Here is a 13,105-nt window from a genome sequence, read left to right on the forward strand (position 1 = left end):
ATGGCTATCTTCCTCAACGAGAACAGCAAGGTCATCGTCCAGGGCATGACCGGTGCCGAAGGCACCAAGCACACCAAGCGCATGCTCGCGTCCGGCACGAACATCGTCGGTGGCGTGAACCCGCGCAAGGCGGGCGAGAAGGTCGACTTCGACGGCACCGTGCTCCCGGTCTTCGGCACCGTCAAGGAGGCCATGGAGGCCACCGGCGCGAACGTGACCGTGATCTTCGTCCCGCCGGCCTTCTCGAAGGCCGCCGTGGTCGAGGCCATCGACGCCGAGATCGAGCTCGCGGTCGTCATCACCGAGGGCATCCCGGTGCACGACACCGCGTACTTCTGGGCGCACGCCGTCGCGACGGGCAACAAGACCCGCATCATCGGCCCGAACTGCCCCGGCATCATCAGCCCCGGGAAGTCCAACGCCGGCATCATCCCCGCGAACATCGCGGGCAGCGGCAAGATCGGTCTGGTGTCGAAGTCCGGCACCCTGACCTACCAGATGATGCACGAGCTCAAGGACTTCGGTTTCTCCACCGCGATCGGCATCGGTGGCGACCCGATCATCGGCACCACGCACATCGACGCCCTCGAGGCCTTCCAGGCCGACGACGAGACCGTCGCGATCGTGATGATCGGTGAGATCGGTGGCGACGCCGAGGAGCGCGCGGCCGCGTACATCAAGGACAACGTGACCAAGCCGGTCGTCGGCTACGTCGCGGGCTTCACCGCTCCCGAGGGCAAGACCATGGGCCACGCCGGCGCCATCGTCTCCGGCTCGGCGGGCACCGCGCAGGCGAAGAAGGAGGCCCTCGAGGCCGCCGGCGTCAAGGTCGGCAAGACGCCGTCCGAGACCGCCGCCCTGATGCGGGAGATCATGCAGAGCCTCTGAGGTCTCTCCGGGACGACGCAGCCTCGTCGAGGTTGCTGAGTTCCTGATCTCAGACACGCACGGCCACGCGAAGGCCGGATTCCGAGTAACTTCGGAGTCCGGCCTTCGCTCGTATGGCGGAACCGGCATGATCGGTCCATCGTCCTAGTAGCGGGTCGCACTGCTAGCGTCACTCGACGCACCCTGGTTTGAGGAGGAGACCTCGACATGTCCGTGCCTTACGGCGCACCCCAGCAGCAGCCGCCGGGTCCGGCACAGCACCAGGCACCGCCGGCGGGCCACGGGGCTCCAGGCGCCAACAACATCAACCTGGCCCAGATCCTCCCGCTGGTGGCGGCGGGGCTCGGTCTCGTCGCGTACCTCGTCGCGTTCGCCGACGACGTCAGCAGCGGCAACGTGGTCTACCTGCTCGCGGCGGGCGCGCTCGCCGGCCTGTCCGTGCTGCCGAGCACCCCGAAGGGCTTCGTGCCGGTCGCCGCGGTGCTCGCGGGCGTGCAGACCCTGCTGCAGCTGCAGCTCATCATCAAGTCGCCGTCGATCCAGGGCCTCGACATCGTGCTGCTGATCGTGGCGCTGGTGGAGACGGCCGCGATCGTGCTCGCGTTCCTGATGGCCGAGGGCATCGTGAAGTTCGAGCCGAAGCCCGCGAACCCGTACGCGGGTCAGCAGGGGCAGCCCGGTGGCTGGAACCCGCAGTCCGGCGCGTTCCCGCAGCAGGGCCAGCAGCAGTTCGGCCAGCAGCAGGCCGCCCCGCAGCAGCAGGCGCCCCAGCAGCAGGGCCAGCAGCCGTCGTTCGGCCAGCAGCAGTTCGGCCAGCAGCCGCAGCAGCCCGCACAGCCGGGTCAGCCGCCGCAGCAGACGAGCTTCATGCCGCAGCCGGGCCAGTTCGGCTCGCCGGGCACGCCGCCCGGTGGCTTCGGCGGACCGCAGCAGTAAGGTCCGCACACCGTTCGACCTTTCAGGGGTGGTGCCGGTTCTCCGGCGCCACCCCTGTTCGCATGACGCGGCGTGCCTGACCCGAATGGCTCAGGCGGCCTGACACAGTGGAGAAGTGCCCGTGCTGCAACGCGAGGTGACCCGCGAGGTCAACACCGTGCGCCCACCGGAGTTCTCTCGATCCGAACGCATGCGCGTCCTCGTCGCCGCCGCGGTCGGATCGGTGGTGGTCGGGTACGCCGCGGTCGCCGCCGTTCTCGCGCTGGTGTCCGCGACGGCCACCTACGCCCAGTTCTCCACGTCCGGCGTGCTCAGCGCCGCCGCGCCCGCCTGGCTCGCCGCGCACCACGTGCCGTTGCGCTTCGAGTCGGGCCAGCTCGGGGTGCTGCCGCTGCTCGCGACCGCGTTGCTGATGTTGCTGGTCGGCCGCACCGCCGCGGGCACCGCCGACCGCCTCGGGCTCTACGAACCGCTGCAGGCGCGCGGCGTCGTGCTCAGCATCGCCGGGGCGCACGCCGTCACCGGTGGCGCGATCGCGTTGATCATGGGCGACGGGGTCGTGCGCGCCACGCCGGCCGTCGCGTTCTTCGGCTGCGCGGCGGTGTCCGGGATCGCGGCCACCCTCGGCGTCGCGCGCCGCTGCGGCCTGTACGAGGTGGTGTTCGACAAGCTCGACCCGGTGGCGCTGCACGGGCTGCGGGCGGGCTTCATGGCGTTGTTCGCGCTGGTCAGCGTGGGTGCGTTGGCGGTGGCCGCCGGGCTCGCGGTGTCCTGGCCGACGACCAGCGGGCTGTTCGCGGGCGCCGGGCCGTCGTTCGGCGTCGGGCTCGGCGTGTTCCTGCTGTGCCTGGCCTACCTGCCGAACGCGATCATCGCGGGCTTCTCCTACGTCGTGGGCGCGGGCTTCTCGATGGGCGGTGTCGAGGTGTCGCCGCTGAAGTTCGTCGGCGGTGACGTGCCGCCGGTGCCGTTGCTCGCGGCCATGCCGGAGGGCGAGGTCGTGTGGAGCCCCGGCGTGCTCGTCGGCGGCCTGCTGATCGGCCTGATCGTCGGCTGGACCTGCCGCAACGTGTCGGACCGGTCGACCTCGCGGGTGCGCGCCGTGCTGGTGGCCGCGATCACGGCGGGGGTCGGCAGCCTGGTGCTCGCCGCGACGGCCGGCGGGAAGCTCGCTGGCGGCGCGTTCGACCCGGTGACGGTGCCGGCGGGGCTGCTCGCGATGGCCGTGCTGCTGTGGGTGCTGGTGCCGGGTGCGCTGGTGGCGTGGCTCGCGGGCAACCGCACGAAGGCGGTCGCCGCCGCCGGTGCCGCCGAGTTCGTGGAGCCGGACTTCGACGAGGACGCCGAGGCCGTCGACCAGGACGTCGTGTTCGAGGACGACGAGCTCACCGACCAGTTCGAACAGCTCGAGGTCGTGGACGAGGACGAGTTCGAGGTCGAGGAAGACCTCGAAGACGACGACTACTACGACGAAGACGAGTACGAGGAAGAGCCCGAGGACGAACTCGACGAGGAGTTCGAAGAAGAAGAGCCCGAGGATGAGGAAGAACCGCTCGGCGAGGACGACGAACCCGCTGAGGCGGAGGAGGAAGACCTCGACGCGGAGTTCGACGAGATGCTGGGCATGGAGCCCGAGGAGGACCTGGACGCCAAGCCCGAACGGTGACGGCCTAAACTGCCCCTGAGCTGCTACAACACCACGCAACGCCCAGGAGTAGACGCTGAGCACCGAACTTCGGCTTCCGACACCGGCGCGCGTCGTCGTCCTCGTCTCCGGTTCCGGAACCCTCATGCAGGCGTTGCTGGACGCCGACCTGCCCGCCGAGGTGGTCGCCGTCGGCGCCGACCGCGAGAACATCGAGGGCCTCAAGCGCGCCGAACGCGCGGGCGTGCCCCACTTCGCGGTGAAGCTGCGCGACCACGCCGACCGCGACGCCTGGGACGCCGCCCTCACCGAGGCCGTCGCGTCGCACGAACCGGACCTCGTCGTGTCGGCCGGGTTCATGAAGATCATCGGCGAGCGCTTCCTCGCCCGCTTCGGCGGCCGGATGATCAACACCCACCCCGCGCTGCTGCCGGCCTTTCCCGGCGCGCACCCCGTGCGGGACGCGATGGCCTACGGCGTGCACGTCACCGGAGCGACGGTGCACCTGGTCGACGCGGGCGTCGACACGGGCCCGATCCTCGCGCAGGAGGCCGTGGCCGTCGAACCCGGCGACACCGAGGAAACCCTGCACGAACGCATCAAGGTCGTCGAACGCCGGCTGCTCGTCGAGACGGTCGGCAGGCTGGCCCGTGAGGGCTGCACCGTGAACGGACGAAAGGTGAGCATTCCGTGAGCACTCCTGCCGAGAGGCGACCGGTACGCCGGGCCCTGATCGGGGTCTCCGACAAGGCCGGCCTGCTGGAACTGGCCACCGGCCTGCACGCGGCCGGAGTCGAGATCGTGTCCACCGGCGGCACCGCCAAGGTGCTGGCCGACGCGGGCGTCCCGGTGACGCCGGTCGAGCAGGTCACCGGGTTCCCCGAGTGCCTCGACGGCCGCGTGAAGACGCTGCACCCGCGCGTGCACGCCGGTCTGCTGGCCGACCTGCGCAAGGACTCGCACGTCGAGCAGCTGCGCGAGATGGACATCGCGCCGTTCGACCTGCTGGTCGTGAACCTGTACCCGTTCACGCAGACCGTCGCGTCGGGCGCGTCCCCGGACGACTGCGTCGAGCAGATCGACATCGGCGGCCCCGCGATGGTCCGCGCGTCGGCGAAGAACCACGCGAACGTCGCCGTGGTCGTCGACCCGGCCCGTTACGACTGGGTGCTGGAGAACGTCCGCGAGGGCGGCTTCACGATGGCCGACCGGCAGCACCTCGCCGCGGACGCCTTCCGCCACACGGCTTCCTACGACGTCGCCGTCGCGTCCTGGATGGGCAACGTGCTCGCGCCGGACGACGAGGGCAGCGGCTTCCCGGGCTGGGTCGGCGCGACCTGGAACCGGTCGAACGTGCTGCGCTACGGCGAGAACCCGCACCAGAACGCCGCTCTGTACGTCCAGGGCGACGGCGGGGTGGGCCTCGCGTCGGCGCAGCAGTTGCACGGCAAGGAGATGTCGTACAACAACTTCCTCGACGGCGACGCCGCGTGGCGGGCCGCCTGGGACCACGAACTGCCGTGCGTCGCGATCATCAAGCACGCCAACCCGTGCGGCATCGCGGTGTCCGAGCTGAGCATCGCGGACGCGCACCGCAAGGCGCACGAGTGCGACCCGGTCAGCGCGTTCGGCGGCATCATCGCCTCGAACCGCGAGGTCACCGTGGAGATGGCCGAGTTCGTCTCGGAGATCTTCACCGAGGTCGTCATCGCTCCGTCCTATGAGGACGGTGCGGTGGAGGTGTTGCAGCGCAAGAAGAACGTGCGCATCCTCGTGGCCGAGCCGCCCGCCCGCGGTGGTGCCGAGATGCGTCCGGTGTCCGGCGGTCTGCTGCTGCAGCAGCGCGACGCCATCGACGCGTCCGGCGACTCGCCGGCCAACTGGACGCTCGCCTGCGGCGAGCCCGCGGACGAGAAGACGCTGGCGGACCTGGAGTTCGCGTGGCGCGCCATCCGCGCCGTGAAGTCGAACGCGATCCTGCTGGCCAACGACGGCGCGACCGTCGGCGTCGGCATGGGCCAGGTCAACCGGGTCGACTCGTCGCACCTCGCGGTGAAGCGCGCCGGTGAGCGGGCCCGGGGCGCGGTCGGCGCGTCCGACGCGTTCTTCCCGTTCCCGGACGGCATGGAGGTGCTGCTGGAGGCCGGTGTGCGCGCGATCGTGCAGCCCGGTGGTTCGGTGCGCGACCCCGAGGTCATCGCCGCGGCCGAGAAGGCGGGCGTCACGCTGTACCTGACGGGCACGCGTCACTTCGCCCACTGAGCCTCGTTGCTCGAAGGGGCCGCTTCCGTCGGGGGAGCGGCCCCTTTTCACAGCTTCTGGACCATCTCCCGGGCGATCTGGGTCGCCGCTGCCTCGAACTCCGCCAGGTCCGGCTTCGTGTTGGCGAACAGTCCCGCGTCCCAGCCGGAGTGTTCGACCCTGACGATCAGCTCGCCCTTGCGCACGAGCGCCGTCAACTCGGTGAAGGCCGACTTCGTCTCCACCAGGATCACCACCGCCTCGTCGCCGAGGTCTTTCAACGGCTTCTGCAGGGGCCTGCCCTGGGTGGTGCCCATGTACATCGAGATGGCGCGGCTGAAGGCGGACTCGGCCTCTTCCCGCTCGTTGGTGACGGAGACGTCGGTGCTGCGGTGGCCGCTGCCGTCGGTGCCGCGGGTCTGGTTCCACGAGCAGGTCGTGCGGACGCCCTTGGACAGCTTGGTCTCGCGGGACATCAGGCCGTTCGGGTTCGTGGTGCGGGCCTCGGCCAGTGCCTGCTCGGAGACGTTGCCGCACAACGCGGGCAGCCTGTCGGCGCGCTTGTCGTCGCCGCCGTCCTTGTTGACGTCGAGGTGGACCACGAGCCCGGTGACGGCGACGCCGAGCACCAGCAGTCCGACGGTGATGGCGATGGCCAGCGGGGTCTTGCTCTTCCTGGGCGGTGGACCCCAGTTCGGTGGCGGGTGGCCCTGGTGCTGGTGCCAGCCGTGCGGAGGCGGTTGGTTCACAACTTCCCCAGGATCTCGTCGAGGACGGCGCGGCTCATCGCCTGGAGCTGCGTCACGTCCGGTGTGGTCTCGGCGGTGAACAGGCCGGGGTCGGCGCCCACGTACCGGACCACGATCACGCGCTCGCCCTTGCGGACGACGTGCCCGGACACCGCGCGCGGGTCAGAGAACTTGACGGTCAGCACGGACTTCGCCTCGTCGCCCACGCCGGCGAGGTCGCTGACCTGAGACGCCTGGCCCTGGGTCTGCTGCTCCACGCGGCTCTCGAAGGCGAGCTCGGGGGTGTACGGCTCGTCGATGTTGACGACCAGCGTGCGCATGCCGGGCCCGTCCCGCCCGGCGGTCTGGTCCCACACGCACGAGGTCCCGCCCCCTGCCGCCGTGGAGTACCTGGCGTCGCCGTTGGTGGTGCGGGCCTTGACGAGCGTCTCCGGCGAGACGATCTCGCAGAGGTCGGGCAGGGTGTCGTTGCGCTGCGCCACACCGCCGTCGCGATGGGCCGTTCGGTACTGGGCCGCGATCAGCACGGCGGCGGTCAGGACGACTGCGCCACCGAGGATCAGGAACAGCAGCGTTCTGCCCGTTCTGATCGCAGGTTCTGGTGTGCTCACCTGGGGTTCCCCCTTGTCCACACGGTGATCGGGCAACCGTAGAGGACCCTTCGGACCCGTGTGGCCGTGTCCACCAAAAGGGTGACGTCTTGGCATTGACACAAGGGTGCGTTCACGCGCTACGATCATCTCGTTCGTTCGAACAAGAGTTCGAATAAGCAAGTCGCCGAACTTCCCGCGGCGGCCGTGCACAGGGGTGCGCACGGTCCGAGACGGGAGGTGGGTGGAGTGTCCAGGTCGGCAACGGCGTCGTTGGCCGCGCTCGGGGTGAACCCGGCCAGCGAGCTGACCAGCACCACCACCGACCACGCCACGGGGCGGGTCCTGCCGGTTCGCGGGGAACTGGCGGGCCTGCTGCCGTGGGGCGGCTTGCGGCGTGGCAGCACGGTGTCGGTGGGCGGATCGACATCGTTGCTGCTCGCCCTGCTGGCGGGTGCGACGGCGGACGGCTGCTGGGCCGCCGTGGTCGGCCTGCCGCAGCTGGGCGTCCTGGCCGCGGCCGAACTGGGCGTGGCGGTACAGCGCCTGGCCCTGATCCCCAGCCCGGGCACGGACCCTGGCCCGGTCATCGCCGCCCTCCTCGACGGCATGGACGTGGTCGCCGTCGCCTGTCCGCTCCCTCCTTCCCTGGCCCGCCGCCTGACCGCACGAGCCCGCCAGCGCAGAGCCGTGCTCATCGCCTGGGGCACCTGGCCCGCGGCGGACGTGGAGCTGACGGCGGAGTCCGTCACCTGGAACACCCTCGACGACGGCGCCGAAACCCTGCGCCACCAACAGATCAGCGTGCGCAGTGCCGGCCGGGGAGCAGCGGGCCGGGGCAGGCACGTGCTGCTGACGTTCGGCGACGAAGAGATCGAGCTCCCGCTGGCGGCCGGTGGACCGGCCCGCTCCGACGAGCCGGCTGATGCCGGTCCGGACCGGGCCGACGAACCGGCCGCTAGGCGGGCGGATACCGCGGGAAGTCGCGGCGTGGCGGGGAAGCGCGGCACGGCCGGGAACCTCGGTGTGGCCGGAAGTCGCGCCGCCGAGGGCCGGTTCGCGTCGCCGGCCACCGCGTCCGGCCCGGTGAGCGACGAACTCACCGCGCGCCGGGCCGCCGCCATCGAGCGCCTCGTCCAGCTCGCCCAGCAGTCCGCACCCGAGAGCCCGTCCGCGTGAAGGACTCCCGTCTGCTCGCCGTCTGGTGCCCCGACTGGCCCGTCATCGCCGCCTGCACCGCCACGGCCACCGCCCTCGACGTCCCGGTGGCCGTGCTCGACGGCAACGAGATCGTCTCCGCCTCGGCCGTGGCGCGCAAGGAAGGCATTCGCAAGGCGATGCGCAAGCGCGCGGCCGAGGCGATGTGCCCTGAGCTGGTGACGTTCGAGCACGACTCGCAGCGCGACGCCCGGTTCTTCGAGCCGGTGGCGGAGGCGGTGGAGGAACTCGCGCCCGGCATCGAGGTCGTGCGGCCAGGGCTGGTGGCGGTGCCGGCGCAGGGGCCGGTCGGGTACTTCGGGACGGCGGAGCTGGCGGCCGAACGCATCGTCGACCACGTCGCCGCCAGGACCGGCACCGAGGCGCAGATCGGGGTGGCGGAGAGCCTCTTCGCGGCCACGAAGGCCGCCCACCGCAACGTGATCGTGCCACCGGAGGGCACCGCGGAGTTCCTGAAACCGTTGGGGGTGCACGAACTCGACGCGCCCGAGCTGGTCGACCTGCTCAGAAGGCTCGGGCTGAAGACGCTCGGCGCGTTCGCCGCGGTGCCGGAGAGCGCGGTGGCGTCGCGGTTCGGCGGGCCCGCGGTCCGGCAACACCGGCTGGCGCGCGGGTTGCCGGAGCGGCCGCTCGACAAGCGCAGGCCCGCGCCGGAACTCGCCGCGCAGGAGACCTTCGACGAACCCATCGCGCGGATCGACGCGGCGGCGTTCGCGGCACGGCACCTGGCCGCGCGGCTGCACGAGAACCTCGCCGCCCGCAGCCTCGCGTGCACCAAGCTCGGCATCCTCGCGCGCACCGAGAACGACGAGGAGCTGCACCGGGTGTGGCGGGCCGCGGAACCGTTGACGCCCAGGGGAATCGCCGACCGGGTGCGGTGGCAGCTCGACGGCTGGCTCACCCGCGAACGCCTCACGTCCGGCATCCGCACGCTCACCCTCGAACCGGTCGAGGTCGTCGACGGCACGGCGTTGCAGCTCGGGTTGTGGGGCCACGACGACGAACGGGCGGTGCGCGCGCTCCTGCACGTCCAGGGCCTGCTCGGCCCGGATGCCGTGCTGACCCCGGTGATCGACGGCGGCAGGGGGCCGGAGGAGCAGGTCAGGCTGGTGCCGTGGGGTGACGAGAAGACGCCCGCGAGAAACCCGGACCACCCGTGGCCCGGCCGGCTCACCAGGGCCCCGGCGACGCTCGCGGACGACCCCGCGCAGCTGAGGGACGGCACCGGCCAGGAGGTCGGCGTGACCGGGCGGCTCGAACTCACCGCAAGACCGAAAACGCTGACCGTCAAAGGGAGAACGCGGGAGATCACCGCGTGGGCGGGGCCGTGGCCGGTCGACGAACGGTGGTGGGCGCCGGACCCGCACCGGGCCGCGCGCGTGCAGGTGCAGACGGACGACCAGGCGTTCCTGCTGATCCGCAGGGACCAGAGGTGGTTTCTGGAAGGGGTGTACGACTGATGAAGGACGAGTACTGGGATCTGCTGGAGGCCCTGATCCCGTTGCCGCGCAAGGAAGCCGATGGGCTGGAATAACCCACCGGTCCGCTGGCGGGAGCTGGAACGCGCGCTCTCGGGCAAACCCTACGAGCAGAAACCCGACGGAGGTGACGGTCCGGGGTGGGGAAGACACCGCGACCGCTACACCGCACCGCCGGGGTTCGCGCTGCACGCCGACGAGATGGCGGCGTCCCGCAAGCGCGTGCCGTACGCGGAGTTGCACTGCCACAGCAACTTCAGCTGGCTCGACGGCGCGAGCCACCCGGAGGAGCTGGTGGAGGAGGCGCAACGGCTCAAGCTCGACGCCATCGCGATCACGGACCACGACGGCATGTACGGCGTGGTCCGCTTCGCCGAGGCCGCCAAGGAACTCGGCATGCACACGGTGTTCGGTGCCGAACTGAGCATCGGCCTGTCCAAGCCCGCCAACGGCGCACCGGACCCCGAGGGTGACCACCTGCTCCTGTTGGCGCGCAAGCAGGAGGGCTACCACGCGCTGTGCCGCACGCTCACCACCGGCCACCTCGACGACAACGCCGAGAAGGGCAAGCCGGTCTACGACGTCGACCAGATCATCGCCGACACCAAGGGCGACGTCGTGGTGCTCACGGGCTGCCGCAAGGGAACCGTCAGAAGAGCGCTCGCGAGAGAGGGGCCGGAAGCGGCGTTCGAGGAGATCGTGCGGCTCACCGACATGTTCGGCCGGGGCCGCGTGCACGTCGAGCTGACCGACCACGGCCTGCCGGAGGACAGCAGGCGCAACGACCTCCTCAACGCCATGGCCCAGCACCTGCAACTCCCGGTCGTGGCGACGAACGCGGTCCACTACGCCACCCCGAGTCGTGGCAGGCTCGCCGCCGCGATGGCCGCCGTGCGCGCGCGGAGCAGCCTCGACGACATGGCGGGCTGGTTGCCGCCGTCCCCCGCGGCGTTCCTGCGCAGCGGTGAGGAGATGTTCCACCGGTTCCGCCGTTTCCCGGGTGCCGTGCACAACGCCGCGTTGCTCGGCATGCAGCTGGCGTTCGACCTGCGGCTGGTCGCGCCGAAACTGCCACCGTTCGACGTGCCAGAAGGCCACACGGAGATCAGCTGGCTGCGCGAACTCACCTACCGGGGCGCGCACCGCAGGTATCCCGACCGCGACGAGAAGGCGTTCCGGCAGATCGAGCACGAGCTGCGGATCATCGAACAGCTCGGCTTCCCCGGCTACTTCCTCGTCGTGCACGACATCGTGGACTTCTGCCGGCGCAACGACATCCTCTGCCAGGGCAGGGGCAGCGCGGCGAACTCCGCGGTGTGCTTCGCGCTCGGCATCACCAACGTCGACGCGGTCCGGTTCGACCTGCTCTTCGAACGGTTCCTCGCGCCCGCCCGCGACGGCCCTCCCGACATCGACGTCGACATCGAGTCGGACCGGCGCGAGGAGGTCATCCAGCACGTCTACGCCAAGTACGGCCGCAGGCACACGGCGCAGGTCGCGAACGTCATCACCTACCGCGCGCGGTCGGCGGTGCGCGACATGGCCCGCGCGCTCGGCCACTCGCCGGGCCAGCAGGACGCGTGGAGCAAGCAGATAGACCGGTGGGGGCCGCTCGGCACCACCACCGACGACTGCGACATCCCGCGGGACGTGCTGGAGCTGTCCGCGCAGCTGGAGAACTTCCCGCGCCACCTCGGCATCCACTCCGGCGGCATGGTGATCTGCGACCGCGCCGTCAGCGAGGTGTGCCCGGTCGAGAAGGCGCGCATGGACAAGCGCACGGTGCTGCAGTGGGACAAGGACGACTGCGCGTCCATCGGCCTGGTGAAGTTCGACCTGCTCGGCCTCGGCATGCTCTCGGCGCTGCACTACGCCATCGACCTCGTCCGCGACCACGAAGGCGTGCACGTCGACATGGGCGAGATCGACCTCGCCGACCCCGCCGTCTACGAGATGCTGCAGAAAGCCGACTCCGTGGGAGTCTTCCAGGTGGAGAGCCGCGCGCAGATGGCGACGCTGCCGCGCCTCAAGCCGCGCGAGTTCTACGACCTGGTCGTCGAGGTCGCGCTGATCCGGCCCGGCCCGATCCAGGGCGGCTCGGTGCACCCGTACATCAGGCGCCGCAACAAGGTCGAGGAGTGGGACTACGACCACCCGTTGCTGGAGAACGCCCTCAAGAAGACCTACGGCGTGCCGTTGTTCCAGGAACAGCTCATGCAGATCGCGGTCGACGTCGCGGGCTTCACCGCCGCCGAGGCCGACGAACTGCGCCGCGCGATGGGCGCGAAGCGCTCGACCGCCCGGATGGAACGCCTGCGCGACCGCTTCTACGAGGGCTGCGCGGCGCAGGGCATCGGCGAGGAGCTGGCCGGGCGGATCTACGCGAAGCTGCTGGCGTTCGCCAACTTCGGCTTCCCGGAGTCGCACGCCCTGTCGTTCGCGCACCTGGTGTTCGTGAGCGCGTGGTTCAAGCTCTACTACCCGGCGGCGTTCTGCGCGGCCCTGCTGCGGGCGCAGCCGATGGGCTTCTACTCGCCGCAGTCGCTGGTGGTCGACGCCCGCCGCCACGGTGTGACGGTGCACGGCCCGTGCGTGAACCGCTCGCTGCCGTGGGCGGGCCTGGAACCGTTCGAGGGCGCCAACGCCGTGCGCATCGGGTTGACGGCCGTGCGCGGCATCGGGGACGCCGACGCCGAGCGGATCGTTGCGGCACAACCGTTCCGCGACATGGAGGACTTCGGCACCCGCGTGCAGCTCACCGCGGCCCAGGTCGAGGCGCTGGCCACCGCCGGCGCGTTCTCCTGCTTCGGCCTCGAACGCCGCGAGGCGCTCTGGGCGGCCGGTGCCGTGGCCGCGATCCGCCCGGACCGCCTGCCCGGCACCGTCGTCGGCGTCGACGCGCCCGCGTTGCCCGGCATGGACGACGTCGAACTGGCGGTGGCGGACGTCTGGGCCACCGGCCTGTCCCCGGACAGCTTCCCGACCCAGTTCGTGCGGTCCACTTTGGACGGAATGGGCGCGCTGCCGGTGACCGCGCTGGCGGACGTCGAACCCGGCACGCGGGTGCTGATCGGCGGCGCCGTGACGCACCGCCAACGGCCGGCGACGGCGGGCGGCGTCACGTTCCTCAACATCGAGGACGAGACCGGGATGGTGAACGTCGTGTGCTCGCCGGGGTTGTGGGCGCGGTACCGGCGGGTGGCGCGGGGCAGCGGCGCGATGCTGGTGAGGGGAGTGGTGGAGTCGGCGGAGGGCGTGATCAGCCTGCTGGCGGACCGGTTGCAGCACCTCGACCTGCGCATCCCGTCGAAGTCGCGCGACTTCCGCTGACCGGTCCGCGGGAAAACCCGGTCAGGCACG

The 13,105-nt window shown here is 71.0% G+C and carries 10 protein-coding genes; 8 read left to right on the plus strand and 2 right to left on the minus strand.

The features are described 5' to 3' along the window. The 5 genes from sucD (at nt 1) to purH (ending at nt 5,731) form a co-directional block, all read left to right on the plus strand. Nucleotides 1-888 carry a succinate--CoA ligase subunit alpha gene (sucD, locus tag QSK25_RS30055; protein WP_285643201.1) on the plus strand — a complete coding sequence of 296 codons (888 nt, stop codon included), beginning with the start codon at nt 1-3 and terminating at the stop codon, nt 886-888. Nucleotides 889-1,095: 207 nt separating this feature from the next. Continuing rightward, on the plus strand, nt 1,096-1,824 hold the full coding sequence (locus tag QSK25_RS30060; protein WP_285643203.1) for a DUF5336 domain-containing protein: 729 nt from the start codon (nt 1,096-1,098) through the stop codon (nt 1,822-1,824). Between the two features lie 115 nt (nt 1,825-1,939). Next, the gene (locus QSK25_RS30065) at nt 1,940-3,490 is read left to right on the plus strand and encodes a cell division protein PerM (RefSeq protein WP_285643205.1); all 1,551 of its coding nucleotides are present in this window, start codon (nt 1,940-1,942) and stop codon (nt 3,488-3,490) included. Nucleotides 3,491-3,545: 55 nt separating this feature from the next. Next, entirely contained in the window at nt 3,546-4,163 is a 618-nt protein-coding gene (gene purN, locus QSK25_RS30070; protein WP_285643362.1) for a phosphoribosylglycinamide formyltransferase, read from the plus strand. After that, a complete protein-coding gene (gene purH, locus QSK25_RS30075) occupies nt 4,160-5,731 on the plus strand; it encodes a bifunctional phosphoribosylaminoimidazolecarboxamide formyltransferase/IMP cyclohydrolase (RefSeq protein ID WP_285643207.1) in 1,572 nt (523 codons plus the stop codon). The genes purN and purH overlap by 4 nt, the downstream gene beginning before the upstream one ends. Nucleotides 5,732-5,778: 47 nt before the next feature. Here the strand turns inward: purH and QSK25_RS30080 are convergent, their stop codons facing one another. After that, nucleotides 5,779-6,459 carry a hypothetical protein gene (locus QSK25_RS30080; RefSeq protein WP_285643209.1) on the minus strand — a complete coding sequence of 227 codons (681 nt, stop codon included), beginning with the start codon at nt 6,457-6,459 and terminating at the stop codon, nt 5,779-5,781. After that, the gene (locus tag QSK25_RS30085) at nt 6,456-7,070 is read right to left on the minus strand and encodes a hypothetical protein (protein ID WP_285643211.1); all 615 of its coding nucleotides are present in this window, start codon (nt 7,068-7,070) and stop codon (nt 6,456-6,458) included. Before QSK25_RS30085 ends, QSK25_RS30080 begins: the two co-directional genes overlap by 4 nt. A 228-nt stretch (nt 7,071-7,298) precedes the next feature. Here QSK25_RS30085 and imuA' point away from each other — a divergent pair, with 228 nt between their 5' ends. Genes imuA' through QSK25_RS30100 form a run of 3 tightly spaced genes read left to right on the plus strand, consistent with a single transcriptional unit; the run spans nt 7,299 to nt 13,075 of the window. Further along, nucleotides 7,299-8,228, plus strand: a complete 930-nt coding sequence (imuA', locus tag QSK25_RS30090; RefSeq protein ID WP_285643213.1) for a DnaE2-dependent mutagenesis accessory factor ImuA' — start codon at nt 7,299-7,301, stop codon at nt 8,226-8,228. Then, nucleotides 8,225-9,727, plus strand: a complete 1,503-nt coding sequence (locus QSK25_RS30095; protein ID WP_285643215.1) for a DNA polymerase Y family protein — start codon at nt 8,225-8,227, stop codon at nt 9,725-9,727. The genes imuA' and QSK25_RS30095 overlap by 4 nt, the downstream gene beginning before the upstream one ends. A gap of 60 nt (nt 9,728-9,787) precedes the next feature. Next, nucleotides 9,788-13,075 (plus strand): error-prone DNA polymerase, encoded by a 3,288-nt coding sequence (locus tag QSK25_RS30100; RefSeq protein WP_285643217.1) that lies wholly within the window; start codon nt 9,788-9,790, stop codon nt 13,073-13,075. Nucleotides 13,076-13,105 lie beyond the last annotated feature (30 nt).

It is taken from the genome of Lentzea sp. NBRC 102530, from assembly GCF_030269365.1.
Lineage (GTDB): Bacteria > Actinomycetota > Actinomycetes > Mycobacteriales > Pseudonocardiaceae > Lentzea.